Annotated in this window: 28 protein-coding genes; 16 read left to right on the top strand and 12 right to left on the bottom strand. The window is 64.1% G+C overall.

The window, feature by feature from the left end; all coding sequences use genetic code 11:
• Positions 1-186: 186 nt before the first annotated feature.
• Positions 187-1,377: an O-succinylhomoserine sulfhydrylase gene (locus ENJ19_06025; GenBank protein ID HHM05285.1), complete on the top strand. Its 1,191-nt coding sequence runs from the start codon at positions 187-189 to the stop codon at positions 1,375-1,377.
• 12 nt (positions 1,378-1,389) lie between these two features.
• Here the strand turns inward: ENJ19_06025 and ENJ19_06020 are convergent, their stop codons facing one another.
• The 4 genes from ENJ19_06020 to ENJ19_06005 form a co-directional block, all read right to left on the bottom strand.
• The gene (locus ENJ19_06020) at positions 1,390-2,223 is read right to left on the bottom strand and encodes a hypothetical protein (GenBank protein HHM05284.1); all 834 of its coding nucleotides are present in this window, start codon (positions 2,221-2,223) and stop codon (positions 1,390-1,392) included.
• A gap of 104 nt (positions 2,224-2,327) precedes the next feature.
• Positions 2,328-2,900, bottom strand: coding sequence for a pyridoxamine 5'-phosphate oxidase family protein (locus ENJ19_06015; protein HHM05283.1), 573 nt, complete (start codon positions 2,898-2,900; stop codon positions 2,328-2,330).
• Between the two features lie 10 nt (positions 2,901-2,910).
• Positions 2,911-3,474: a gamma-glutamylcyclotransferase gene (locus tag ENJ19_06010; GenBank protein HHM05282.1), complete on the bottom strand. Its 564-nt coding sequence runs from the start codon at positions 3,472-3,474 to the stop codon at positions 2,911-2,913.
• The gene (locus tag ENJ19_06005) at positions 3,384-4,382 is read right to left on the bottom strand and encodes an alcohol dehydrogenase (GenBank protein HHM05281.1); all 999 of its coding nucleotides are present in this window, start codon (positions 4,380-4,382) and stop codon (positions 3,384-3,386) included. Before ENJ19_06005 ends, ENJ19_06010 begins: the two co-directional genes overlap by 91 nt.
• A 92-nt stretch (positions 4,383-4,474) precedes the next feature.
• On the opposite strand from ENJ19_06005, the gene ENJ19_06000 reads away from it, so the two are divergent.
• The 10 genes from ENJ19_06000 to ENJ19_05955 all read left to right on the top strand — a co-directional run bounded on the left by ENJ19_06000 (position 4,475) and on the right by ENJ19_05955 (position 13,290).
• Complete coding sequence (locus tag ENJ19_06000; GenBank protein ID HHM05280.1) at positions 4,475-4,942, top strand: CYTH domain-containing protein; 468 nt, start codon at positions 4,475-4,477, stop codon at positions 4,940-4,942.
• A gap of 97 nt (positions 4,943-5,039) precedes the next feature.
• Entirely contained in the window at positions 5,040-6,491 is a 1,452-nt protein-coding gene (locus ENJ19_05995) for an ABC transporter substrate-binding protein (GenBank protein HHM05279.1), read from the top strand.
• Positions 6,488-6,985, top strand: coding sequence for a L,D-transpeptidase (locus ENJ19_05990; protein ID HHM05278.1), 498 nt, complete (start codon positions 6,488-6,490; stop codon positions 6,983-6,985). Before ENJ19_05995 ends, ENJ19_05990 begins: the two co-directional genes overlap by 4 nt.
• A gap of 190 nt (positions 6,986-7,175) precedes the next feature.
• Positions 7,176-8,105 carry an ABC transporter permease gene (locus ENJ19_05985; protein ID HHM05277.1) on the top strand — a complete coding sequence of 310 codons (930 nt, stop codon included), beginning with the start codon at positions 7,176-7,178 and terminating at the stop codon, positions 8,103-8,105.
• Positions 8,102-8,911, top strand: a complete 810-nt coding sequence (locus tag ENJ19_05980) for an ABC transporter permease (protein HHM05276.1) — start codon at positions 8,102-8,104, stop codon at positions 8,909-8,911. The genes ENJ19_05985 and ENJ19_05980 overlap by 4 nt, the downstream gene beginning before the upstream one ends.
• Positions 8,912-8,915: 4 nt before the next feature.
• Entirely contained in the window at positions 8,916-9,959 is a 1,044-nt protein-coding gene (nagZ, locus tag ENJ19_05975) for a beta-N-acetylhexosaminidase (GenBank protein HHM05275.1), read from the top strand.
• 121 nt (positions 9,960-10,080) lie between these two features.
• A complete protein-coding gene (locus ENJ19_05970) occupies positions 10,081-11,151 on the top strand; it encodes a c-type cytochrome (GenBank protein ID HHM05274.1) in 1,071 nt (356 codons plus the stop codon).
• Positions 11,152-11,155: 4 nt separating this feature from the next.
• Positions 11,156-11,812 carry a hypothetical protein gene (locus tag ENJ19_05965; GenBank protein HHM05273.1) on the top strand — a complete coding sequence of 219 codons (657 nt, stop codon included), beginning with the start codon at positions 11,156-11,158 and terminating at the stop codon, positions 11,810-11,812.
• A gap of 150 nt (positions 11,813-11,962) precedes the next feature.
• Positions 11,963-12,532 carry a hypoxanthine-guanine phosphoribosyltransferase gene (locus ENJ19_05960; protein HHM05272.1) on the top strand — a complete coding sequence of 190 codons (570 nt, stop codon included), beginning with the start codon at positions 11,963-11,965 and terminating at the stop codon, positions 12,530-12,532.
• Positions 12,529-13,290: an S-methyl-5'-thioinosine phosphorylase gene (locus ENJ19_05955; protein ID HHM05271.1), complete on the top strand. Its 762-nt coding sequence runs from the start codon at positions 12,529-12,531 to the stop codon at positions 13,288-13,290. Before ENJ19_05960 ends, ENJ19_05955 begins: the two co-directional genes overlap by 4 nt.
• Positions 13,291-13,298: 8 nt before the next feature.
• Here ENJ19_05955 and ENJ19_05950 read toward each other — a convergent pair whose 3' ends face one another.
• Positions 13,299-14,174, bottom strand: coding sequence for a hypothetical protein (locus ENJ19_05950; protein HHM05270.1), 876 nt, complete (start codon positions 14,172-14,174; stop codon positions 13,299-13,301).
• Here ENJ19_05950 and ENJ19_05945 point away from each other — a divergent pair.
• Entirely contained in the window at positions 14,149-14,673 is a 525-nt protein-coding gene (locus tag ENJ19_05945; protein HHM05269.1) for a peptide deformylase, read from the top strand. The genes ENJ19_05950 and ENJ19_05945 overlap by 26 nt on opposite strands.
• Positions 14,674-14,678: 5 nt before the next feature.
• On the opposite strand, the gene ENJ19_05940 is transcribed toward ENJ19_05945, so the two are convergent.
• From ENJ19_05940 to ENJ19_05925, 4 genes are all read right to left on the bottom strand, one after another.
• Entirely contained in the window at positions 14,679-15,971 is a 1,293-nt protein-coding gene (locus tag ENJ19_05940; GenBank protein HHM05268.1) for a glycerol-3-phosphate dehydrogenase/oxidase, read from the bottom strand.
• A complete protein-coding gene (locus ENJ19_05935) occupies positions 15,844-16,605 on the bottom strand; it encodes a glycerophosphodiester phosphodiesterase (protein ID HHM05267.1) in 762 nt (253 codons plus the stop codon). Before ENJ19_05935 ends, ENJ19_05940 begins: the two co-directional genes overlap by 128 nt.
• A 144-nt stretch (positions 16,606-16,749) precedes the next feature.
• Complete coding sequence (locus ENJ19_05930) at positions 16,750-18,177, bottom strand: hypothetical protein (GenBank protein HHM05266.1); 1,428 nt, start codon at positions 18,175-18,177, stop codon at positions 16,750-16,752.
• A 46-nt stretch (positions 18,178-18,223) separates the two neighbouring features.
• A complete protein-coding gene (locus tag ENJ19_05925) occupies positions 18,224-18,640 on the bottom strand; it encodes a DUF4399 domain-containing protein (GenBank protein ID HHM05265.1) in 417 nt (138 codons plus the stop codon).
• A gap of 71 nt (positions 18,641-18,711) precedes the next feature.
• Here ENJ19_05925 and ENJ19_05920 point away from each other — a divergent pair, with 71 nt between their 5' ends.
• Genes ENJ19_05920 through ENJ19_05910 form a run of 3 tightly spaced genes read left to right on the top strand, consistent with a single transcriptional unit; the run spans position 18,712 to position 21,212 of the window.
• Positions 18,712-19,206 carry an ATP-dependent zinc protease gene (locus tag ENJ19_05920; GenBank protein HHM05264.1) on the top strand — a complete coding sequence of 165 codons (495 nt, stop codon included), beginning with the start codon at positions 18,712-18,714 and terminating at the stop codon, positions 19,204-19,206.
• 25 nt (positions 19,207-19,231) lie between these two features.
• A complete protein-coding gene (locus tag ENJ19_05915) occupies positions 19,232-20,137 on the top strand; it encodes a 30S ribosomal protein S6--L-glutamate ligase (protein ID HHM05263.1) in 906 nt (301 codons plus the stop codon).
• Between the two features lie 28 nt (positions 20,138-20,165).
• Complete coding sequence (locus tag ENJ19_05910; GenBank protein ID HHM05262.1) at positions 20,166-21,212, top strand: succinylglutamate desuccinylase/aspartoacylase family protein; 1,047 nt, start codon at positions 20,166-20,168, stop codon at positions 21,210-21,212.
• Between the two features lie 79 nt (positions 21,213-21,291).
• On the opposite strand, the gene ENJ19_05905 is transcribed toward ENJ19_05910, so the two are convergent.
• Positions 21,292-21,480, bottom strand: a complete 189-nt coding sequence (locus ENJ19_05905; protein HHM05261.1) for a hypothetical protein — start codon at positions 21,478-21,480, stop codon at positions 21,292-21,294.
• A 732-nt stretch (positions 21,481-22,212) separates the two neighbouring features.
• Here ENJ19_05905 and ENJ19_05900 point away from each other — a divergent pair.
• Complete coding sequence (locus ENJ19_05900) at positions 22,213-22,809, top strand: ribonuclease HII (protein ID HHM05260.1); 597 nt, start codon at positions 22,213-22,215, stop codon at positions 22,807-22,809.
• Between the two features lie 176 nt (positions 22,810-22,985).
• Here the strand turns inward: ENJ19_05900 and ENJ19_05895 are convergent, their stop codons facing one another.
• Together ENJ19_05895 and gloB are read right to left on the bottom strand one after the other, a co-directional pair.
• Positions 22,986-24,611, bottom strand: coding sequence for a LysM peptidoglycan-binding domain-containing protein (locus ENJ19_05895; protein HHM05259.1), 1,626 nt, complete (start codon positions 24,609-24,611; stop codon positions 22,986-22,988).
• Positions 24,612-24,764: 153 nt separating this feature from the next.
• Positions 24,765-25,352: hydroxyacylglutathione hydrolase (gene gloB, locus ENJ19_05890; GenBank protein ID HHM05258.1), on the bottom strand; the 588-nt coding region annotated here is incomplete at its 5' end.

The following is a 25,352-nucleotide window of genomic DNA, read 5'->3' as shown; positions in this document are numbered from 1 at the left end:
GGGGGATGGGCCTTGACAGGCAGGCCCGGTTCGTTAGACTTGCCGGATGCGCCGATTTGATATTCAGCTTGCGGGCGCGTTAGAAATACGGCTAAAGCGAGGGCAGCCCGCTTTGGCATTTGTTATGGCGGGTTTTTTGTGTCTGTCTCGTTTCCCGCCTCGGTAGCGTCACTTTGGAGAGGCGGCATGTCCGATACCACACAGAAATCTCACCTTGCCATGGAAACCCTGGCGGTGCGCGCGGGGCAGCGCCGAACGCCGGAAGGGGAGCATAGCGAGCCCATTTTTGCCACGGCGAGTTATGTGTTTGGGAGTGCGGCCGAAGCGGCTGCGCGTTTTTCAGGCGCAGAGCCCGGAAACATTTATTCCCGCTTTACCAATCCCACAGTCCGCACTTTCGAAGAACGCCTGGCAGCTATGGAGGGAGGGCAGTGTGCGGTGGCGACCGCGTCGGGCATGGCGGCGGTTCTGGCCGCTTGTCTGGGCCTGCTCAAAAGCGGGGACCATATTGTGGCGAGCAACGGCATTTTTGGCAGTACGGTGATGCTGTTCACCAACTACCTGGCCAGGTTTGGGATAGACACGACGTTTGTGCCCTTGACCGATCTGGACGCGTGGCGGCAGGCACTCAGGCCCGCTACGCGTTTGTTGTTTCTCGAAACCCCTGCCAATCCTTTGACCGAGGTTGCCGATATCGCGGCGGTGGCCGACATTGCCCATGCCCACGGGGCCTTGCTGGTGGTGGACAACACTCTGTGTACCGCGGCGTTGCAGCAACCTCTGGCACTGGGAGCGGACGTGGTGGTGTTGTCGGCAACCAAGTACATCGATGGCCAGGGCCGGGCCGTCGGTGGTGCGGTGGTGGGGGACGAGGAGCGGGTGGGGAAGGATGTTTTCGGCGTGGTGCGCACTGCCGGTCCCTGTCTCAGCCCTTTTCATGCCTGGGTGTTTTTGAAGGGGCTGGAAACGCTGCCGCTGCGGATGCAGGCCCATTCGGACCAAGCCCAGGCGGTGGCGGAATGGCTGGTGCAGCAGGATGCTGTGGAACGGGTGTGCTACCCGGGCTTGCCGTCTCATCCGCAGCATGCGCTGGCGGCGCGGCAGCAGCGGGGTTTCGGGGGCTTGTTGTCTTTTGAGGTGAAAGGGGGGCGGGAGGCGGCATGGCGGGTGATCGACCAGACCCGGCTGCTGTCCATTACCGCCAATCTGGGCGACACCAAAACGACCATCACCCATCCGGCCACCACCACGCACGGCCGCCTGTCCCCCGCGGCCCGGGCGGCGGCGGGAATCGGAGATCATCTCGTTCGCGTGGCGGTGGGGCTGGAGAATGCAGACGATATTATTGCTGATCTGGCGCGTGGTTTGTGCGGCTGAGTGTTTTGCGAGTCAGGGGTTTTGCAGTGGGTCGCGGAAGTCGCCCCAGTTGACGGCGGAGGTGTCATAGCTGCCTTCGAAGTAGCTGTAACTGCCTCCCGAACCAAAACTGCCGCCACCATTGGTGTAGGTGTAGCGGCCGCCGGTGATATTGGACGCCTGCACCCCTGCGGCGCTGTTGAAATTGCCGTCTGTGCCCGGTGCGCTGGCGCCGGTGAGGGCCAAGGTGGAGTTCAGCGGGGCGGCGGTGGTGTCGGTGTCGTAGTTGATGGACCGCATGTCCATGTCGAAGGTGTAGCTGATTTCCGGTGTGGTGACGGTGGCGCTGATTTTAGGCTTGGTAGCCAGGAAATCCTTCAGGAATTCCATGGTGACCTCGCCGTCTTGAAGGATCTGGCGGATGGCGGTTTCTTTGGGGTTGGCGGTGGCCTGGGGTGGGGAAAGCGGGATTTTCCCTTCGTTTTGCGTGAAAGCGCCGTTGCTGGTGACGGCGCCGTCTCCCCGCACGTATACATCCTGGGCAAAGCCGGAGGTGGGGTCGCCAATGATGACATGATTGTAACTCTTGCCACCGGATTCCACGATTTCCATCAGAAACGGCGTGGTGGTGTCGGGGGTGTAACCCGCCAGGCCGGTCGCGCAGTTGATATCACTGGCGCCGCTGACGTTGCAACGCATGAACGTGGCGGTGCCAAAGCTGCCGGCACCAGGTTCTGAACCCGGCGGGGTGTCCTGGATGAAATCCAGGTTGAAGTCACCGGCTCCGGCCGCCTGGGCCAGCGCCAGGCTCAGACCGGTTGCCATGCCCGTTTTGAGGATGGTGTGACCAAATCGGATGTTCGTCATGTTCCCCCCTACCGTGCTTGGGGCCTTCCCCGCCACCGATCAGATATTATTCTTGATCTAAGTCTAACCGTTTTCACTGCCGGGTGCCAGATGCATAGGGGGCGTCAGCCGGGACGCTTGGGAGGGTCGGCGCTGTCTTCGAGCAAGCCGCTGGGAAGGCCGTCGATGCTGGTCTGGTTGTTCTCAATCCAGTACTGCCGCACCCCCGCGGCGCCTTTTTTTTCCGCCCAGGCGCGCAAGGTGTCGCGTTCGCCGCGAAAGTCGTAGCGGGGCACGGCGAAGCCGCAGGAGGTCTGCACCGCCGTGACCGCCATGAGCATGATCTGGCGGGCGCCGGGCAGGGGCTGGAACAAGGGGAACAGGCGTGCCCAGTCTTCATCGCGGGGACGGACGACGCGCCCGGTGCCATAGAGCCGCAAAATCAGGGGCTCTTTGTCAAAACTGCAAAACATCAGGGTGAGGCGGCCGTTGTCCAGCAGGTGGGCGGCGGTTTCGTTGCCGCTGCCGGTGACGTCAAGGTAGGCGACCGTGCGGGGGTCCAGGCAGCGGAAGCTGTCCATGCCTTTGGGTGAGACATTGACCCGGCCCTCGCGGGGGGCGGTGGCGACGAAGAAAATGTGCTGGGCCGCCATGAAGGCTTGCAGTTTGTCGTCGAGGGCATCGTGGAACTTTGCCATGGGTACCTTCTTATCTACCAGGATGTTTGAGCTGCGGCTGGGCGGTCACAGCGCGCGCAAAGGGGGCGCGCCGCCTGGTGACGCGGGCGGCATAGTCACCACTGCGCAGGCGGGGCCGGTGGATGAGCCGGCCGCAATAAAGATAGGCCCAGCAGGAAACGGCGCGGTCCCCCGGCTGTATGTGGGCGGTGACCCGGGTGCGGCAGAATTCGCTGCGGTGGGGCCCGGCCGGGTGATATGCCTCATAGCGGTCCAGGGTCCGCAACAGGCCGCCCCAGCGCGGCAGCAGGAGCAGGATGCCGTGGACCCGCTCCGTGGGCCGCTCCGAGCGGACCGCGCCGGGGTAAGCGCCCAGTTCGTACAGGCGCGCCTGGATCCAGCCCCGTCCCAGCATGGGCAGGCGCCGGACCGCGGCGTCCAGCCAGCGCCGGCCGCTGCCCGTGAGCAGGGTGCCGTAGACGAACAGGTATTCACCCGGCGGGTTCACGGGGGCAGGGTGAGCACCAGCTTGCCCTGCATGTGTCCTTCTTCCAGCAGCCGGTGGGCGTCGGCGGCCCGGGTCAGGGGCAGGCATTGGGCAAGGTGCACGTTCAGTTTGCCGCCGTCGAACAAGGCGCCGCCACGTGCCAGAATCTCGGCGTGATGCTGCCGGGCCTCCAGCAGGCCGTGGCTCATGGGGGTGAGCATGAGTTCCAGGCCGATGCGCAGGTTTTTGGTGCGGGCCGTTTTCCAGTCCACCTCACCGGGCTGGAGCAGGGTGACCAAGTCACCGTAAAACGCCATGGCAGCGAGAGTGCGGGCGAAAATTTCACCTCCCACGGTGTCCAGCGCCAGGTTCACGCCGGCACCGCCGGTCCAGTTGTGGAGCGCCCGGACGAAATCCTGTTGGGTGTAGTCGATGGCGAAATGAGCGCCCAGCTCCCGCACAAAGGCCGCTTTGGCGGGGGAGGAGACGGTGGTGGCCACCTGGGCCTGGTGCAGCCGGGCCAGTTGAATGGCCAGGTGGCCCACGCCGCCGGCACCGCCGTGAATCAGTACCCGGCTGCCGTCCCGCAAGCGGCCGCGGTCGAACAGGGCCTCCCAGGCGGTGATGAGCCCCAGCGGCACGGCGGCGGCCTGCTCGAAGGTGAGGGCGTCGGGCTTGGCGCAGGCAACCCGCTCATCCACGACGGTGTACTCCGCATAGCAGCCCGGTTCCTTGCCGATGCCGCCGTTGCAAAAATACACGGCATCGCCCGCTTTGAAGCGGGTGACGGCCGGTCCGCTGCGCTCCACGATACCGGCGCCGTCGCAGCCCAAAATGGCGGGCAGGTGCCCGGGAAAATAAGTGCCGCGGGCGCGCAGCTTGGTGTCCACCGGGTTGACGCCGGCGGCTTTCAGGCGTACCAGCAGGTCGTGGTCGCCGCTTGGTTCTGGCACCGGCAGTTCCACCGCCTCCAGCACCTGCGGGCCGCCCGGCTCCCTCATGACGATGGCCAGCATGATGGTATCTCTCCCCGACTGTGCGACGGGAAAAGGATACACAAAGTGCCGGCGGCGGCCTACTATGTGCGCTTTTGGGGACATGCAGTGCCATGGCAACGGAAATCGAACGCAAATTCCTGGTCAGCAGCGATGCCTGGCGGGCCCGGGCCGGCGGCGGCCGGCGCATGCGCCAGGGTTATCTGGCGGGCAGTGAGCGGGCCTCGGTGCGGGTGCGGGTGAGTGGCGATCAGGCCCACCTCAATCTTAAAAGTGCCACCCTGGGGGTGTGCCGGCGGGAGTACGAATACGCCATTCCCGTGGCGGAGGCCGAAGAGATGCTGGTGCATTTGTGCGACGGGCCGCTGATCGAAAAAACCCGCTACCCAGTGCGCCACGGCAGCCACCTGTGGGAAGTGGACGTGTTCGAGGGGGACAACGAGGGTTTGGTGGTGGCGGAAATCGAGCTGGATGCTGAGGACGAGGCCTTCGAGCGCCCCCCCTGGCTGGGTGAAGAAGTATCCGGCGATCCCCGTTATTACAATGTGTGTCTGGTCAAACATCCCTACAAGTCTTGGTGATGAAGGGAGGGGTGTCCGCGGCGGTGCGGGGGGTTGAGCGGTGCGCCCGGCGTTGATCCGCCGTCTTGGAAGAGGGGGGCGGTGGCTGGTCCTGCTGGTGGCGCTGCTGGCGGGGGGCTGCACGCCCGCCGCCAAGACCGGCGATGCCATCCGCTTCGGCCTGGCCGCCGCGCCCGTGACCTTGGATCCCCGTTTCGCCACCGATGCCACCTCGGCCCGTATCAACCGCCTGCTCTACGCCCGGTTGGTGGATTTCGACCCGCGCCTGCGGCCCGTGCCGGCCCTGGCGCGCTGGGAGCGGCTCACCCCCCTTCACTACCGCTTTCATCTGGACCCAGACCGGCGGCCTTTTCATGACGGCACCCCGCTTACCGCGGCCGATGTGAAAGCCACCTATGAATTCATCCTGGATCCCGAGCAGGGTTCCCCCCACCGCGCCGCCCTGGCCGTTGTCAGGCGTATCGACGCACCGGATCGGGATACGGTGGATTTTTTTCTGAACCACCCCGACCCTCTCTTTCCCGGCAAGCTGGTTATCGGCATCCTGCCCGCGGCCCGGATGGCCGCCGGCCACCCCTTCAACACCCGGCCCCTGGGCAGCGGGCCCTTCGCCTTCGGGGCCTGGCCTGAGCCTGGCCGGTTGCGTTTGCTGCGCCTGCGGGACCGGCAGGTGGTGGAATTCGTGCGCAGCAAAGACCCCACCGTGCGCCTGCTCAAACTCATGCGGGGCGAGCTGGACCTGGTGCAAAATGATCTGCCGCCGGAGTTGGTGCGATATGCGAAACGGCAGGAAGCGTTGCGCGTGAGTTTCGGCGAGGGTACCAATTTCAGCTACTTGGGATTTAATCTTCAGGATCCGCTGCTAAAGGACCGGCGGGTACGCCAGGCCATTGCCCATGCCATCGATCGTCCGGCCATCATCGAACACATGCTGGGGGGCGGCGCCCGCCTGGCCAGTGCGCTGCTGCCGCCGGATCACTGGGCCGGCGTGGCGCTGCCTGCCTGCGCGTACGACCCGGAGCGGGCCCGGGCCTTGTTGCGGGAGGCCGGCTGGGGGGGGCGGCGGCGGCCGCATCTGGTGTACAAGACGTCTGCCGATCCTTTTCGCATCCGGCTGGCCACGGTGATTTTGCAGCAGCTCAGCGAAGTGGGCTTCGAGGCGGAACTCAAAAGCTATGATTGGGGCACTTTCTACGGCGACATCAAAGCCGGGCGCTTCCAGATGTACAGCCTGGCCTGGGTGGGCATCAAGACGCCGGACATCTTCCGCTATGTGTTTCACTCAAGGTCCGTGCCCCCGGGCGGTGCCAACCGGGGACGCTACGTGAGCACCGTGGCCGACCGCCTGATCGAACAGGCCGAGGCAGCGCCCACCCTGGTGCAGCAGGCCCGCCACTACGCCGCGCTGCAGCGTCATCTGTTTGCCGAGCTGCCCTATGTGCCGCTATGGTATGAAGATCATGTGGTGGTGGCCCGGGCGGACATCCGCGGCTACCCCATCGCCCGCGACGGCAACTACGACGGACTGATCCAGGTGCGCCGCCAATGAGCCCCATGCCTGCCTGCCATATTGATATTTCCCTGGCCGAGCAGCGGCTGCGGCTGATGGAAAAAGACGCCGTGACCCTGGATGTGGCCGTGTCCACGGCCGCCAAGGGCCCGGGTGAACAATGGGGCAGCGAGTGCACCCCGCGGGGCTGGCACGTGATCCGCGCCAAGATCGGTGCCGGCGCGGCGGTCAACTCCGTCTTCGTCGGCCGCCGGCCCACGGGGGAGCGGTACTCCCCCGCCCTGGCCAGGGCCTGGCCAGGGCGCGACTGGATCCTCACCCGGATTCTCTGGCTCAGTGGATTGGAGGTCGGCCGTAACCGCCTGGGTCCGGTGGATACCATGCGGCGGTACATCTATTTGCACGGTTCGCCGGACAGCGTGGCCATGGGGGTGCCGGGCTCGCGCGGCTGTGTGCGCCTGCGCAACGCCGATATCGTTGAATTGTTTGACCGGGTGCCGGCAGGTACACGGGTATTGATCAGAGAGACTTAAACCGTGTTTGCTCGCGCCGGGCTGTGCCCATCATTGTCCCTTGCTGAGAAAGGAGGGCAGGGGGGATTTTCCAGATCAAGCTGTTCCATTTTCTGCCTGGCGGAAGAAACCGTGCAATTTGAAAATCCCCCCCACACCCCCTTTTTCAAAAAGGGGGGGGTGGGGGGCGTCTGCTGACGCTGTTGCCGCCATGCCTGCGTTCATTCTTTCCCGTTTGTTCAGCGCCGCGCTGGTGTTGCTGGGGGTGAGCACCCTGGTGTTTCTGCTCATCCACCTGGTGCCCGGCGATCCGGTGGAAGTGATGCTGGGGGAATCGGCCCAGCCCTCGGACCGCGAAGCCCTGCGCCAGGCTTTGGGGCTGGATCAGCCCGTTCTGCTCCAGCTCATGCACTACTATCAGGGGCTGCTGCGTCTGGATTTGGGCACCTCGCTGCATTCCCAGCGGCCCATTCTGGAGGTGTTGCTGGAGCGTCTCCCGGCTACGGCGGAATTGGCGCTGGCGGCCTTGGCGGTGGCGGTGGTCATTGCTTTTCCCCTGGGTGTGCTGGCGGCGGTGAAGCGGGATTCGCTGTGGGACAGCGGTGCCATGGGCTTTTCCCTGCTGGGGGTGTCCATTCCCAACTTCTGGCTGGGGCCCATGTTGATCCTGGTGTTTTCCTTGTGGCTGGGCTGGCTGCCGGTGAGCGGGCGGGAGGAACCAGGTGCTTTGATTTTGCCGGCATTGACCCTGGGCACGGCCCTGGCGGCGGTGCTGGCCCGCATGGTGCGCGCGTCGTTGCTGGAAGTGCTGGAAGAAGACTACGTGCGCACCGCCCGTGCCAAGGGCCTCCCGTCCCGGGTGGTCATCTGGCGCCACGCCTTGCGCAATGCCTTGTTGCCGGTGGTGACTGTTCTGGGCCTGCAACTGGGGGTGTTGCTGGGGGGGGCGGTGGTGACGGAAATAGTGTTTTCCTGGCCGGGCCTGGGGGAACTCACCATCGAGGCCATCCAGAAGCGGGACTACCCGGTGGTGCAGGGCTGCGTCTTGTTCATCAGCGCCGCCTATGTGGTGGTGAACGCGCTCACTGACCTTGTCTACGCCTGGCTGGACCCGCGTGTGCGCTTGGGGAGCACGGTATGATCCGGGTGTGGCTGCCAGGCGCGGTGTTGTTCCTGTGGGGTGCCCTGGCCGTGTTCGGTCCTTGGCTGCCCTTGTCGCCCAACCATATTGAGCTGACCCGTATCCTGGCCGAACCCGGGAGCGCCGCGTGGCTGGGTTTCGACGATCTGGGCCGGCCCCTGTGGGACCGCCTGGTGGTGGGGGCCCGCACCTCTTTTGTGGTGGCCCTGACGGTGGTGACTCTCACCGCCATCCTGGGCACCCTGGTGGGCACCGTGGCGGCCTATGCGGGTGGTTGGGTGGACCACGCGCTGGTGCGGTTCATCGACGTGTTTCTTGCCTTTCCCGGCTTGTTGCTGGCCATCGCGCTGGCGGGTGTGATGGGCCCGGGGGTCACCAACGTGATCATCGCCCTGTCCGTCACCGGCTGGGTGGGCTTCGCCCGCCTGGCGCGGGCGCAGGTGCTGTCCCTCAAACACCGCGAGCATGTGCTGGCGGCGCGGGCCCTGGGTGTGGGGCGGGGCCGGATTGTCACGCGGCATTTGTTGCCCCTCATCGCCGCGCCCCTGATCGTGGAAGGCACCTTCGCCATCGCCGGTGCAGTCATCGCCGAGGCGGGCCTTTCGTTTCTGGGGCTGGGCGTGCAAGCCCCCGCCGCTTCCTGGGGCAGCATGATCCGTGACGGCGCCCGCTACATGCTGGTGGCCCCTCACATGGTGCTGGTGCCGGGCATCGCTCTGATGCTGGTGGTGCTGGCGGTGAATCTGTTGGGGGACCGCCTGCGTGATCATCTCGATGTCAGATCACGCCATTTGATGAGGGATTGAAATCATGTCGCTGGGCCCCCTGATGACCGGCATTGCCGGCCTGACGCTGACCGCCGAGGAGCGGGAATGGCTGCAACACCCTCTGGTGGGTGGCGTCATCCTGTTCGCCCGCAACTATGCCGGGCCGGAACAATTGCGGTGTCTGGTGGCGGCGATCCACGGTTTGCGCAGGCCCCATTTGCTGGTGGCGGTGGATCAGGAAGGGGGGCGGGTGCAGCGTTTTCGGGACGATTTCGTGCCTCTGCCGCCGGTGCGCCGTTTGGGCAGACTGTTCGACGCTCACCCCAAGCGGGCCCGGCGCGCAGCGGAGCTGACCGGCTGGCTGATGGCCGCCGAGTTGCGCGCCTGCGGCGTGGATCTCAGTTTTGCGCCGGTGCTGGATTTGGATCGCGGCACCAGCGAAGTGATCGGTGACCGGGCCTTTCATGGCGATCCCGAGATCGTCGCCGATCTGGCTCATGCCTACATGATGGGCATGCACCTGGCCGGCATGGCGGCGGTGGGCAAACACTTCCCCGGCCACGGCACGGCGGCGGCGGATTCCCACGTGGCCGTGGTGACCGATTCCCGCCCCTTCAGTGAAATCGAAACGGAGGACCTCGTGCCCTTCGAGCGCATGATCCACTACGGGGTACCGGCCCTGATGGCGGCTCATGTGATTTATCCCGCGGTGGATGCCCTGCCCGCCGGCTTTTCCCCGCGCTGGGTGGGGGACATCCTGCGCCGCCGGCTGGGTTTTCAGGGCGCCGTGTTCAGCGATGATCTGGGTATGGCCGGGGCCAGTGGGGCGGGGGACATGGTCGAGCGTGCCGCCGCCGCCCTTGATGGCGGCTGCGACATGGTCTTGCTCTGCAATGAACTGGAGGAGGTTCCCGCTCTGCTGGACGCCCTGCCGGTGCCTGCCGCTCCCGCCACGCAGTTGCGCCTGACGCGTCTCCACGGCCGCGGTGGCGTGGACCACGCCCATCTGCGCCTGGACCCCGCCTGGCGTGAGGCGGTGCAACGCATCGACGAATATAATCGCCTCTCTGATCCGGATTTGATGTAAAATTTTCCGTCACAACAATACCAAGCCTGCCGGAAGGCTCTGGGCGTCGGCCGCCGCCGGGTTGACCGGGCGGGCGGTGCAGGGCACTGCGGCAGACTCACTGATCAGGGAGTTGCGTTTCATGTTCTTGCCGTTTCGCGTCTTGGTTCTGGGCGGCTGTTTCCTTCTGGCCGCCCCCACTGCTTTCGCTTTTGACATCCTTCAACCCTTGCCCGCCAAAGCCGCCGTGCCTGCCGACAACCCCATGTCGCCGGGTAAAACCGACTTGGGCAAACAGCTCTTTTTTGATCCGCGCCTGTCGTTGAACGGGCGGGTGTCGTGCAACAGCTGCCACAACCTGATGTTGGGCGGGGCCGATCAGACCCCCACCTCCACAGGCGCCGCCGGCAAGGCCGGCAAGCGTAATGCGCCCACCTTGTGGAACGTGGCCATTCAAACCGTGCTGTTTTGGGAGGGGCGGGCCAAGAGTCTGGAAGAGGCTCTGCAGGAACACCTGCTGGATGAGACCGTAATGGCCCTGCCTGACGAGGCCGCCCTGGCCGACCGCATTGCCGCCATTCCCGCCTATGGCGAGCAGTTCCGGGCGCTGTTTGGGAGCGATGCGCCGCTGTCCCTGGCCAACACCGCCAAGGCGCTGGCGGCCTTCATCCGCACCCTGCTCACTCCCGACAGCCCTTACGACCGTTATCTCAAAGGCGATGGGCAGGCCCTGTCCGCCCTGGCCAAAGAGGGCCTGGCGGCTTTTCAGAGCGTGGGTTGCGTGGCCTGCCATTTCGGCGTCAATCTGGCCGGTCCGGCGCCCGGTCCCGCCATGGGGCCGGGGGATGGATTCTACGAACTGTTTCCCAATTTCGTCGGCAGCCCCTACGATGAACTCTACGATCTGATGGGTGAATTGGGACGGGTGCAGGCCACCGGTGATCCCGGCCACGAGCGCATGTGGCGCCTGCCCACCTTGCGCAACATTGCCTTGACCGCGCCTTACTTTCACAACGGTTCGGTGGCCAGCCTGGGGGAAGCGGTGCGGGTGATGGCCAGGACAGAATGGAACAAAACCATTTCCGACCGCGAGGTGGAGGCCATCGTCGAGTTTTTGAAATCGCTCACCGGGGAGCGGCCGGTGATGAGCCTGCCCGCTCTGCCGCCGGCCTCGCCTTACCGGCCGCGGCCCTGGCAAGGACAGCAGGAATAAACGCATGCGGCGCCCCGCCAGCCACTTCTTGCGCATCGTCGCGGTGACGTTGGCGGGGGCGTGGGCGCCTTGGGCGTATGCCGCAGGTTGGTATGGCGGCGTGGCCGCCGGTTGGGGCAGCATCGACATCACCGCCGCCGATTGGAACAGCGACGGCACCCTCGCGGACGTTTCCGTGGGCAACAGCGGCCCGGCCTACAAGTTCTTTGCCGGTTACCGCTTCGGCCGCCATTTGTGGCTGGATGTTGCCTCGGTGAAGCTCAACGATACCTCGTTTCAGGCCACGGCCACGGGCTCCAAACCCTCCCTGTGGCGGCCCGGTCCCGTCAGCGGAAAAACCGAAGCGACGGGGGTGAGCGTGGCACCGGTGTTTTCCTGGCCGTTTGGGAAGGCGGCCGCCGTGTTTGTCAAAGGCGGGTTGTTCTTTTGGGACAGCAAGTCCCAATCCGGCCCGGCCCTGCTGACCGGTGGCGCGTTGACCGGGGACGTGCGGGAGGTCAACGAGGATGGCGTGAGCCTCACCTATGGTGGCGGCTTGGAGGTGCGTGCTTACAAAGCGCTGCGTCTGCGGGGGGAATGGGAGCATTTCAGAGTGGGTATCAACCGCACCGGGGACAAGGCCGTGACCCTGATGACCCTGGGTGTTACGCTCCGTTTCTGAGCTTTTTCCCTGGCGATGAGTAACGTTCTACCACAGTCAGATCGTGGCGGGACTGTCGCGTTGCGGGCGGGCCGCTGTGGCGCCTTCCTGATGTTGTGTCACGGTTCAAGCAGTGATGATAACACTATGTAAACAAGGGTTTTATTAACTATGTCAACAGTTCCCGATCGGGTCCGCGCCGCTTTGGAGACAGCGGAGGTCATTTATACCGAGGAAGCCGTGGAAGCAGCCTACGGGCGCATGGCCGAGGCCATCGCTGCGCGTCTGGCCGACACCAATCCCGTGGTTCTTCCGGTCATGTTGGGCGGTATGGTGCCGGCCGGCCGCCTGCTGCCCAGGCTGCGTTTTCCCCTGCGGCTGGACTACATCCATGCCACCCGCTACCGGGGGGCCACCCATGGCGGTGCGCTGCGCTGGCTGGCGCGTCCGCACAGTGATCTTGCCGGCCAGGTGGTCTTGTTGATCGACGATATTCTCGACGAGGGCATCACCCTGGCGGCCATCGCCGCCCATTGCCGTGAGCAGGGCGCCCGGGAGGTGTACACCGCGGTTCTGCTGGACAAAGAGCACAACAGAAAAAACGGGTTTGCCGCCGAGTTTGTGGGTCTGCCGGTGGTGGATCGCTATGTGTTCGGTTGCGGAATGGATTACCAGGGCTATGGGCGCAATCTGCCCGCCGTGTATGCCTTGGCGGAGCAAGCTGGGGGAGCGGGCGTATGACCGCTCTGGCCATTATTGGCGGCACCGGGCTGACCGCCCTGAAGAGTCTCGCCATCACCCGGCGCGAAATGGTGCACACCCCCTTTGGTGAGCCGTCCGGTCCCTTGACCTTTGGTGAGTTGTCCGGCAAAGAAGTGGTGTTTCTGCCCCGCCACGGATCCGCCCACACTATACCGCCGCACAAAATCAACTATCGGGCCAATATCTGGGCCTTGCATCATGCCGGCGTCCGCCGGGTGGTGGCGGTGGCCGCGGTGGGGGGTATCAGCGCCGCCCTGGATGGCGGGGACATTGTTGTGCCGGACCAGGTCGTCGATTACACCTGGGGGCGGGACAGCACTTTTTTCGAAGAAGGATTGTCCCAGGTCACTCACATTGACTTCACCGACCCTTACAGCGAAACGTTGCGGCAGGCTCTGCTGGACGCCGGCAGCCAGGCCGGTGTGCCGCTGGTGGCAGGGGGAATCTACGGGTGCACCCAGGGACCGCGCCTGGAAACCGCGGCGGAAATCAATCGCATGGAGCGGGACGGTTGCACATTGGTGGGCATGACCGGCATGCCCGAGGCCGCGCTGGCCCGCGAGTTGGAGCTGGACTACGCCTGTTGCGCCGTCGTGGTCAACAAAGCCGCCGGCCGGGGGAAGGGCCCGATCACCATGGAAGAGATCGAACACACCCTGGATAGTGCCATGGAGAAGGTGCGGCGGCTGTTGGAACAGTTCCTGGCCCGCGGTGCTCACCAGGGGGCGGGCTACTAACCCGGCAATTAATCGTCGGGCAGGGTTGCGCCCTGTTCAGCCTGATAGGGCGTGGCCATAATCAGCACGCCGAAAGCAGGGTGATCGAGATAGTGTTTTTCCAGGCTGCGCATGCGTCGCTTCTGCTGCATGCGGAAGGCTGTTGGCAATTTCATTGTGGGTTCAGCGGCCGCGCCGGCGCCGCTTGCGGCCGGACGATAGAGCAAGTCTGTCTCAACGTGCAGATAGCGTCCCCGCCGGATTTTGACCACGCCATCCAAAGCCCGCATTTTGACAACCCCGGTGGGGGCAACAGACGGGGCGGGTGTGAGCGTTGGTGGCATTGCGTTGCCGATCGTGGGTTGGGGGGGTGCTGGCCGGCTCACCCACGCGCCGCCGCGAACGCGCACGGGCACGGCCTCCTCACCCACGGCCTGTACCCAGGCGGCATGGAGCAGGGGCCGGTAGCGGCCTGACACCGCCAGGCGGCGCTGCTCGGTGCGCAGCGACCATTGTTCCGCGGGCAGCAACCGGAAGGAGGCGGGCGTGGTGCTGTCATTTTCCAAGGGCGCGCCTGGGGGGGTGTCCGTGGCAGGGGCGCGCAGGTTCACAGCGCCTTGCAGCTCGGGGAGTCCGGGGTCGGCGGGCCAGGTTTCCTCCTGCCATGCGGTGTCGTCGCGGTTGGCGAAGACAATGAGTTCGATGACGTAGTATGGCTCGTCCTGCCGGGCAAGGGCCGGTGTGGTGAGCAGGGCAAGGATGATAAAAACGGTGGCCGGACGGGTCACAGGCATGGGCGGAGACACTGCTAGGGGAAAACCGCTTCCACAATACCGAAATGCCATGGGATTGCAAGATTTCCGGCGGAAGGCGAAAGACGTGACAGTCAAAACAGTGTTGCGCATGGGGGATCCCCGCTTGTTGGCGCCCGCGGCCCCGGTGGCCGTATTCAGCAGTCCTGAGCTGGACGCGCTGATCGATGACCTGTTCGACACCATGGCCGAGCGCGATGGCGCCGGTCTGGCGGCGCCCCAGATCGGCGTGGCTTTGCGCGTGGTCGTCTTCGGAGTGGAATCCAATCCACGCTATCCGGATGTTGAGCCCGTGCCCGCCACCGTGTTGATCAACCCGGAGGTGGAAATTCTGGACGAGACTCTGGAGGAGGGCTGGGAAGGGTGTTTGAGCGTGCCGGGTCTGCGCGGTGTCGTGCCCCGTTACCGCCGCATTCGCTACCGGGGATTCGACCCCGCCGGCCGGGTCTTTGAACGCATTGCCGACGGTTTTCACGCCCGGGTGGTGCAACACGAATGTGATCACCTCGATGGCGTGCTCTATCCCATGCGTATCCGCGATTTCAGCCGTTTCGGTTTTGAGGATGAGTTGCAGAAAAACGCCGGTGATTGACCGCCTCATGCCGGGTGCAGCATCAGCCGCCGGGTGTCAGCGACCGCCTGGCGGGGGGGCAAACTGGCCATGAGCCGGTCCATGACCTGCTCCGCGGTGGCGCGGTAGGCGGTGAGTTTGCCGCCGTAAATGGACAGGAGCCGGGGCCGCTGCTCGCGGTCGGTGAGCAGGAGGGTGTCCCGCGAACGCCCGAAGGGGGAGCCGGGACCTTTGGGGAGGACGCGCAGGCCAGCAAAGGCTTTTTCTATGGCGCTGTCGCGGTAGCGCGGGAAATAATGGACCAGGGTCTCCTTGAGGTAGTCCCGTTCTTGCGGCAAGGGCTGCACAGCGCTGGGATCCCCCTCGTAGATATGCTCGGTGGTGCCCACCAGGGTGCGGTTTTGCCAGGGCATGACAAACACGGCGCGCCGGTCGCTGGGGGCTTCCACGTAATATATGCCTTGGTGGGGCGCCCGGTTCAGTATGATGTGAGTGCCTTGCACCAGTTCCACATCCAGTGCGCGGGGAGCGGGGGAGACGGCGTCCAGCACCTGTTTCACCCAGGGGCCGGCGGCGTTGACCAGTACGCGGCCCTGGCACTGGTGCTCATTGTTCCTATGGCGGTAGCTCACCACGGCGCCGTTGGCATTCAGTTCGGCGCGCTGAAATGAGGCAGGCGCCTTAAATTCGGCGCCCAGACTTTCAGCAGAACGCATCACCGCCCGGGTGAGGGCGGCATCGTCGGTCTGGGCGTCGTAGTATTGATACACCGCTTCCAGGCCCTGGGTGAGCAGCCCGTCCAGCTCATCCCAGCGGCGGCGGGGTACACGGTGAAAGCGGGTGTCGCGTTCCAGTCCACCCAGCAGCGCATACAGACTGAGGCCCAGGCGAAGTTGCCAGGGCCGGCGGCTGGTGCGGCGGTAGACGGGAATGTGGAACGGCACCAGGCGCACCAGTTCGGGCGCCAGTTGGAGCAACAGGGCGCGTTCGCGCAGGCATTCCCGCACCAGGGAAAACTGTCCGCTTTCCAGATAGCGCAGGCCGCCATGGATGAGTTTGCTGGAACGGCTGGAGGTGCCGAAGGCCAGTTCCCGCTGTTCCAGCACCAAAGTGGAATGGCCCCGCGCCGCAGCGCATTGGGCGACGCCTGCGCCGTGAATACCGCCTCCGACAATGATCAGGTCATAGTGCTCAATGCCCAAGGCAGGCTCCGCTGCGCAGCGAAGGGTCTTTGAGCATGTCGCCGATGGCCATGGTTTCGATGAAGCCCACCCCGTGGGCGGCCAGTTCCAGGGCTTGTTTGGGGCGGGTGATGTCATAGAGTGCCCATTGCCAGGGGCCACGCCACAGCGATTTGGGATCCTTAGGGATTTTGGTGACGTTGCAGAACAGGAAATCCGGCACCAGTTCGGTGGCGGTGGTGAGGGATTCTGCGTCCCATTTTTTGATCACCCAGCCGATACGCTGGGCCCCCATGGCGCGGGCGCAGCGGATGGCCAGGGTGTCGTAGGAGATGATCACACAGCGTTCCAGGATGGGCGCCAAAATCTCCAGTATGTTTTTGATGATTTTTTCCCGCCCCAGTTGTTCCATGCTTTCTTCTTTGAGTTCGACGAACGCGGTGGCCGAGGGGTAGTGTCGCAACAGCTCCACTGTGGCAGTCAGGGTGGGCACGGTGACGTTGCGAAAACGCTTGCCAAAGCGTTTGGGTTCGTTGACACACAAGCCTTCCAGCTTTTCCAGGTTGGTGTTGAAGATGCGGCCGCGCTTGCCAGAGGTGCGCAGCAAGCTGGCGTCGTGCAGCAGCACTGGAACGCCGTCGGCGGTGACCTGGACATCGAACTCCACGAAGCAGGCGCCCGCCTTCAAAGCGGCTTCTATCCCTTCGAGGGTGTTTTCAGGATAGCGCCTGGGGTAGCCGCGATGGGCGATCAGCCGCGGTCTTTGATCCATGCCGGTCTCCTCCGTCTCGATGGGGTGGTGATTCGCTGGAAGCAAAACTCGCGCCGCCCGCCCGCGCCTGCCATGGCTCCAGCTATGTTTATGATTGACATGGAATTAGCATAGAGTCGCGTGCGTTGTCGTGCCAGCAGGCTGTCAAGAAAGTGACTGTATCATGGCGCTGGACCAGGCCTTGTACCGTTGTTTCAGGGCGGCATTGGTGTTTGGTGTGAACGTGTCGCCGGTCATTTCGCGCCACCTGCACCTGCCCGCGTGCGTGGTGAGGAGGCGGGCCAGGCCGGCGGCGGTGGCTTCCGCCACAGTGGCCCGGCTGAGCGGGAGGCCTGACAGATCGGCCAGGCGTTGGCACAAGCCGGCGCTTTGGCTCAGCCCCCCGCTGAGGACCAGCTGGCGCGGGGGATTTGGCAGCGCTTTGGCCATGGCCTCCAGATTGGCCTGGATGAGAAACACAATGCTTTCCACCAGCGCGGTGAAGCGCCGCGGCCGGTCGGCATGCGCCGTGAAACGGGAGGGGAAGCGGGGTTGCAGAAAGGGCGTGCCCAGACCGCCGATGCCGTTGAGGAACAAAGGCGGCGCGGGGGTGGCCGCCAGCCAGGCGTCCAGCTGGGCGGTGGCCTCGGTGTCACCGATGCCCTCTTCCCCGGCCAGCCAGCTTAGCGCGCTGCCCGCGCCGTTCACCGTGCCTTCCAGGGTGTAGAGCGCAAAACCGTCGTCGGCGTAAGCGAGGCCGGACAACAAGCCCTCCACCACCCGCCATTCTTCCATGGGCCGCTGCAGGAAGGCACCGGTGCCCAGATTGATGTACACCGTCTCCGGCCGGGGCCGGCCAAAGGCAAACAAGGCGGCGTTTTGGTCTCCGGTCAGCAGCGTGATGGGCACCGGGTGGCCGTTTAGGTCGAGGTGGCCGAAGGCATGGCGGTTGGGCACGCACTGCGGCAATGGCTGTGGCGGCAGCCCGAACAGCGCCAGCAGTCCGGCGTCCCAATCCCGCCGGCGGGGGTTCCAAAGCAGGGTGCGGGCGGCATTGGCGGGATCAATACAATGGCTGTGCTCCCGGCTCAGGCGGTACAAGATGAAACTGGCGAGGGGGCCCCAGGCCAGGCGGTTTTCAGTATGAGCCTGGCGCACTTCCGGCAGATGATCCCAACACCAGCGCAGCTTGCCAGCGCCATAGTGGGGCGAGAGAAAGAGGCCGGTGTGCTGATGAATGAAGTGGGTGTGGCCGCCGGCGCATCCTTGCAGCCACTGGTGGTTGCGGCAGTCCTGCCAGCTGATGACCGGAGAGAGGGCCGCACCGCTGCTGCGGTCCCAACAGACGATACTGGAGCGCTGGGTGGCCAGGCCGGCGGTGGTGACGGGTGGCGCCACTGCCACCTCTTCCAGGACATCGCGGCACGAGGCGATGATCTCTTCGGGGTCATGTTCCACCCGGCCGTCGTTGAGGCGGTGGGTGGCGAGCGGCCGTTTCGCTGCAGCCACGATTTCGCCCCGTTCGGAAAACACCAGCGCCCGGCTGGCGTGACCGCCCTGATCCAGGGCGAGATAGTGCCGGGGGTCGGTCATGTCTGCCTCGTGGAACAGCGGCTCCGGTGGTGACGGGAAACAGCAGCTATTTTACGGTGACGGTGATTTTTTTCGACACCACCGGTGGCGTGTGGGGAAGGTGCTGGTGGTCACCCAAAATCAATTGCAGGGTGTGGCGGCCCGGAGAGAGTTCCAGGGTGGTTTCCGTCTGTCCCCCGCCGAAATGGCGGTGTTTGGCGTCTTTGGGGATGGGCTGATCCAGGGGTGGGGCGTCGGTGTTGATCAGCAGATGATGGTGGCCGGTGTTATGCTGCCTGACCCCGGCGGGGGCCACCCCCATCCCGGTGAGCCCGAAGCGCACCACAAAGGGGCTGGACACGGTGGCACCGTCTTGGGGGCTGATAATGTACACTTTCGCGCCTTCCGGAGACGGGCTGCGGGCAAAGGCGGGGGTGACGGCGATGCAGGCCGCCAGGGCGGCCAGGCTCAGGGATCGGACCATGGTTCACGCTCCATGTCATGAGTGAAGTGAAAAACCATGTTAGCAAGTCGGACGTTGTCGGCCAATAGCGCCTGCGGGGAGGTGCTGCGGTGAGCAAGCTCATCCTGGGCTGGCGGGAATGGGTGGCCCTGCCCGGCCTGGGCATCGCCGCTATCAAAGCGAAGGTGGACACCGGTGCTCGCACCTCCGCCTTGCACGCTTTCCGCCTGGAGCGGTTTTTCTGCCCGCGCACGGGCCGGCTCCGGGTCCGCTTCGCCATCCACCCCTGGCAACGCAATGACCAGGTGGAAGTGGAATGCGCCGCCGATGTGACCGACGAGCGCTGGGTGACAGATTCCGGCGGCCACCGGGAGCTGCGCGTGGTGATTACCACTGAACTCCTTGTCGGCACAGCGCACCGGCCGGTGGAAATCACGCTGACCAATCGCGATACCATGGGGTTTCGCATGTTGCTGGGTCGCACGGCCTTGGCGGGACACTTTATCGTGGATCCGGCGCGCTCATACCTAAGCCGGCCCCGCCCCAGAGTCCCGTGGCGCAAAAGCAATGGGCGGGAGACTGCCTGAAGCAGTGTTCACATAAGGAGTCGTGATGAAACTCGTGATACTCTCCCGGAAAAACAGTCTCTATTCCACCTGCCGCCTGGTGGAGGCGGCCAAGGGGCGCGGCCACGACGTGAGGGTGGTCAATCCTTTGCGCTGTTATATGAATATCACCTCCCACCGCCCCAGTGTGCACTACAAGGGCGAGCCGTTGGAGAGTTTTGATGCCGTGATTCCCCGCATCGGCGCATCTGTCACTTTTTATGGCACTGCGGTGCTGCGCCAGTTCGAAATGATGGGTGTCGCGCCCCTCAACGAATCCGTGGCCATCAGCCGTGCCCGGGACAAGCTGCGTTCTTTGCAGTTGCTGTCGCGCAAGGGGATCGGTCTGCCGGTGACCGGTTTCGCCCATTCCCCGGACGACATCAAAGATGTATTGAAAATCGTCGGTGGTGCGCCTTGTGTGATCAAACTGCTGGAGGGGACGCAGGGCATAGGCGTGGTCCTGGCGGAAACCGAGAAGGCCGCGGAAAGCATGATTGATGCTTTTCTCGGTCTGCGCGCCAACATCATGGTGCAGGAATACATCAAAGAAGCGGGCGGCGCGGACATTCGTTGTCTGGTGATCGGCGGCAAGGTGGTGGCGGCCATGAAGCGCCAGGCCGCCCCCGGTGAATTCCGCTCCAATCTGCATCGCGGCGGCTCGGCGTCACTGACGAGACTGACGCCCGAAGAGCGTTCCACTGCGGTCAGTGCCGCCAAAGCCATGGGTCTGAATGTGGCCGGCGTGGACATTCTGCGCTCGAACCGCGGTCCCTTGGTGATGGAAGTAAACTCTTCGCCGGGCCTGGAAGGCATCGAGGCTGCCACGGGCAAAGACATTGCGGGAATGATGATCCAGTTCATTGAACGCAACGCCAGACCCAGCAGTACCCGGACCCGGGGAACGGGTTAGTCTGGGGTGCGCCGCCGGAGCAGGTCTCATGAGTGAAGCATTTATAATCAACGGCCATGTGATCGGGCCGGGTCAGCGCGTCACCTTGGATCTGCCGGTGGCACGTCTTTATACCCACAGCCCCATCACCATGCCGCTGCATGTGATCCGCGGCCGCAAGAGCGGCCCCCGGCTGTTTTTGTCCGCAGCCATACACGGCGATGAAATCAACGGCGTGGAGATTATCCGGCGCGTGTTGCGTCTGCCTTTGCTCAGGCGGTTGCGGGGGACGCTGTTGGCCGTGCCCATTGTCAATGTGCACGGCTTTATCAACCATTCCCGCTACCTGCCTGACCGCCGTGATTTGAACCGCAGTTTCCCCGGTTCGAAATCCGGTTCCCTCACTGCCCGCCTTGCGGACTTGTTCATGCAGGAAATCGTGTACAACGCCACCCACGGCATCGATATTCACACCGGTGCCCTGCATCGCAGCAATCTGCCCCAAATCCGCGCTGATCTGGACGATGGGGAAACCGAGCGCCTGGCCCGCGCCTTTCACGTGCCGGTGTTGTTGAATTCGTCCCTGCGTGACGGTTCCCTGCGCGAACTCGCCGCCGAACACGGCATCCCCATGTTGCTCTATGAAGCCGGGGAAGCCTTGCGCTTTGATGAACTTTCCATTCGCGCCGGGGTTAGGGGGGTGATCAGCGTCATGCGTGCCCTGGAGATGCTGCCACCGTCAAAATACGCCCGGCGTCGCAGCTATGAGCCCATTCTGGCACGCTCCAGCGCCTGGGTGCGGGCGCCGGAGAGCGGTATCCTGAGGGTATTGGCGCCTTTGGGGGCGCGGGTGAAAAGGGGTGAGGTGCTAGGGGTGGTGGCGGACCCGTTTGGCGAACAGGAACACGATGTGCGCGCGGCCGCCAACGGGATCATCATCGGGCGCGTCAATCTGCCCTTGGTGAACGAAGGGGACGCCTTGTTTCATCTGGCTCGCTTTGAAAAGACCGGCGAGGCCGCCGCGCAGGTTGAAGCGTTTCATAACGAACAGCAGCTACCCCTGGGCACAGCCAATAATGAGCCGCCCATAGAATGAGCGCGCCGCATAAAAGCAAAACCGGCGCCGCCTGCGATTCCTGACCGCTTACCGGGACCGGTTCTCACCCGGGCCACGCTTACAGTGCCCGCAAGGTGATCTGCCAGCCGAAGTCATCGTCTTTGCGGCATTCGAAATACTTGTTGTCACCCCATGAGATATCTATGGTGTCGATGGTGTCTTCATCGCAAACACCGGCGCGCTCGCACAGGGCTTTGAATTCATTCCAGGTTAACTTTACTGTTTCTTTGTCTGGATTGTTGTCCACGATCACTACCTTTCAACTGCCAGCAGTTCCAGCGGCTGATATTTTCGCACCCCTGGAGCCGAAATTAAACCGTCTGGGTGCCGGGAAACAGGCCAAGGTCTTGATGACCAAGACTTTTGCTTTGGTATGTCTACTGAAACAGGCAGCCTTCGGGAATGACCAACACCCCCTTGACGAAGCCTCAACCCAGCACCGCCCCACTGGGTCTGTTCTTATGTGGCAGGCCTGCCCGGCTGTTCGGCCGTGCTGGCAGTCGCGGATTTGCTGTGGCGTCGGAGGATACGTTCCGGCACCGCCCTTCCGGGGGATGACCACGCGCTTCGCTACGGCCATAGTGATTGCGCAGTCCCTTGGGGCTTTATGTGTATCCGGAGGCCAGGGCTGAGGTGGTGTTACCGGGTTTGAAAAAACAGCTCGCGGGTGAGGTGCCACGGCATTGCGCGCGCCCCTGTGTTATGGATGTGGGTGATGTTCCTTGCTCTGCCGGGCTTTGCGCTTAAAATGCCGGCGTACCAGAAAATAAAGCACGAATATCCCAACGAAGCCCCCCACCCACAACACTTCAATGGCAACCAAAACACCCAGCGCGTTATCGTGTATCCAGGCATCAAGCATAGTTCTTGTCCTTCAGTCAGTTGGCGCTGGGCAGCGTATCAGCCTGTGCTCATCACTGTCTATCAGTGTCTTTGATGCTGGATCAACAGGGTCGCACCGCATAACATGAGCGGCGAGATGTCACAGGCGCAGGCAGGGGAGAACATGTTGGAGGAAGGTTTGGCCGGTGTTGATGAGGCGGGACGCGGGCCGTTGGCGGGTGCCGTGGTGGCGGCGGCGGTGATCCTGGATCCCCGACATCCGGTCGAGGGCCTGGCAGATTCCAAGCGCTTGTCGGCCGTGCGTCGGGAAGCGCTGGCAGGCGAAATCAAGGCGCGGGCCGTGGCGTGGGCGGTGGCGGAGGCCAGCGCCGCAGAGATCGACCGCCACAACATTTTGCGGGCGAGTCTGTTGGCCATGGCCAGGGCGGTGCGCGCACTGAGCGTGCCGCCGCGCAGGGTGGTGGTGGACGGCAGTCAGATACCGGAACTCGATTGTCCGGTAACGGCTGTGGTCAAGGCGGACCAGACGGTTCCGGCGGTGAGTGCGGCGTCGATATTGGCCAAAGTGGCGAGGGATGCCGCCATGCGGGTCCTGGATGTGGACTATCCCGGCTACGGCTTTGCCCAAAACAAGGGCTATCCCACTCGCGCCCATCTGGAGGCGCTGGCGCGGCTGGGCCCCACGCCCTGGCACCGGCGCTCCTTTGCGCCGGTGAAAAAAGTACTCGGCTAGCCCGCATTTCTCACCACCCTTCTACTGCGACGGCCCAATGGCACGCCCTGGCTGGCTTTCGCTCGGTCGGAGTGCTCGACATAGTGTCAGCTATGCCTGCGCGCTCCTCGGTCGCGAAAGCCACCCATGCCACACCCTTGCTCCGTCTCGCTACGAACGGTGGTGAGAAATGAGGGCTAGCTGCTTTCCGGCAGGTTGGTGACGTTGATGTACAAGGTGAGCCGCTGTCCCGGTTGCAGGTAATCATTTTTCTTCAGTGCGTTCCAGCGCAGTAATTGTTTCACGGAAACGTTGAAGCGCTGGGAGATGCGCGCCAGGGAGTCGCCGCGCCGTACGGTGTAGGTGATTTTCTGCTCCACTGTGCGCAAGGCGGTTGCGGGAGTGATTGTCCCGGCTTTGCGCCAGATCACCAGTTCCTGGCCCGGGCGCAGATAGTCACCCGGGGCCATGGCGTTCCACGCGGCCAGTTGTTTCACCCCCACCTTGTAGAGGCGGCTCAGATCCCACAAGGTATCGCCGGGGGTGACCTGGTGGACCAGTTTCCGGGCGCCACCCCGGGGCGTGCCCAATGTTTTGATGCGGCGTTGCCCGGCGGTTAGTTCATAATGCTCCAGATGCCGTCGTGATACCGGCACCACCAGGTGGTGTCCCGCCCGGATCATGGATCCCGAAAGGTGATTGACTTCCCGCAGCAGGGCCGTGGTGGTGTGATATCGCCTGGCGATGTGGCTCAGGGTTTCACCATTGCGAATGCGATGGCGTTGCCAACGCACCCGTTGGTCGGTGGGCAGTGTGGCGAGCCGGGCCTCGAAGGGCGCGGCTGCCTTTACTGGCAGCAACAGGCGATGGGGGCCGTTCGGGTCGGTGGCCCAGCGGTTGAAGCCGGGATTGAGCCGGTAGATGTCGTCCAGCGGCAGTCCGGCCAGTTCCGCCGCCACGGCCAGGTCCAGTTGGCCCCCTGTTTCCACTACTTTGAAGTAGGGCTCAGAGGCCAGGAAGGGCAGCTCGATGTGGTGTTTTTCGGGCGCTGCCACAATTTGTGCCACGGCCAGCAGACGGGGCACGTAATCGCGCGTTTCCCGGGGCAGTTTGAGGGACCAGAAATCGGTGGGCCGGCCCAGGCGTTTGTTGCGGCGCAGGGCTTTCAGCACGGTACCCTCGCCGGAGTTGTAAGCCGCCAGGGCCAGCAGCCAGTCGCCGTCAAAGATGTTGCGCAAATACGCCAGATAATCCAGGGCGCCCTGAGTGGAGAGCAGCACGTCCCGGCGGCCGTCGTACCACCAGTTGATTTTCATGCCGAAACGGCGGGCGGTGCCGGGGATGAACTGCCACAGGCCGGCCGCCCGGCCGGGTGAATAGGCGAAGGGTTGAAAACCGCTCTCCACCGCTGGCAGCAGCGCGATTTCGCCCGGCATGTGCCGCTCTGCCACCGCTTCAGCGATGTAGTACAGATACGGGCCGGCGCGCTTCGCCACCCGCTGGAGGTATTGCGGGTGGCGGCTAAACCAGCGCACTTCCGCGTCAACCCGCGCTTCGTGCCCCTCGGGCAGGGCAAACGAGGCCCGCAGCCGCTGCCACAAATTGTCAGGACCGGGGTCAGGCTTGTCGCCGGTTTCCGGCAAGGGCCCGGTCTGTGCTGCTGTGGTGTCATTGTCCGAGGCGGGGGGGATCTCCGCAGGCGGCTCGGCCTGGGTTTCCGGCAGTATGTGGTCTGCGGGCGTGTTCGGGAACAGACTTTGATCTTCGGCTACTGGTGCCGGTGAGTTGTCAGCCGCCTGCGCGCGCACAGCCAGGGGTGGCACGATTTCCACTGTTGCGGAAGGGGGTATTTCAGCACAGCCGACCAACACCGAGATGGCGCCGAAAAGAAGTGCCAATGACTTGTTGTGGTGGAAATTTTTCACATGCACTCCCGGACGGCCTGTCCACTTGAATCGGCGGGTGGCGTCAATGTTTTAAGCGCTTTGTCCGTGCCAGTGATCTTTCCACCGGCGCAGCGCGGCGAACACCTCCGCGGGGGTGTCCAGTTGCCGCCCGGCGTGGGCGCTTGCCGCAGCGGCCACCGCAGGCCGATGGCAGCGCAAAAAGGGGTTTGTGCGTTTTTCCTCGCCCAGGGAGGAAGGAAGAGTGGGCAAGCCGGCCCGGCGGCGCTGCGTGTCGCGCTCCAGGCGGGTCTGCAACGCGGCGTTGGCGGGCTCCACATTCAGGGCGAAGCGCAGGTTATCCAGGGTGTATTCGTGGGCACAATAGATCAGCGTTTCATCCGGCAGTCCGGCGAGGCGGAGCAGCGAGGCATGCAGCTGCGCGGCAGTACCTCCCAGCAGACGCCCGCATCCCCCGCCAAACAGGGTGTCTCCGCAAAACAGAGCGTTGTCGCTCAAAAAGGCAATATGACCCGGGGTGTGGCCGGGGACGCCCAGCACCTGAAATACCGGAAAACCGGGAACGGCAACGGTGTCGCCATCGGACAGGGCCCGGGTCGCGCCGGGAATGCGTTCCGCGGCGGGAGCGTACACCGGCATGGCGTATTGGCGGGCCAGGTC

The sequence above is a fragment of the Gammaproteobacteria bacterium genome (assembly GCA_011375345.1).
Taxonomy (GTDB): domain Bacteria; phylum Pseudomonadota; class Gammaproteobacteria; order DRLM01; family DRLM01; genus DRLM01.
Note: the sequence above shows the minus strand (reverse complement) of the source record. Positions and strands in the feature narration are given on the sequence as shown.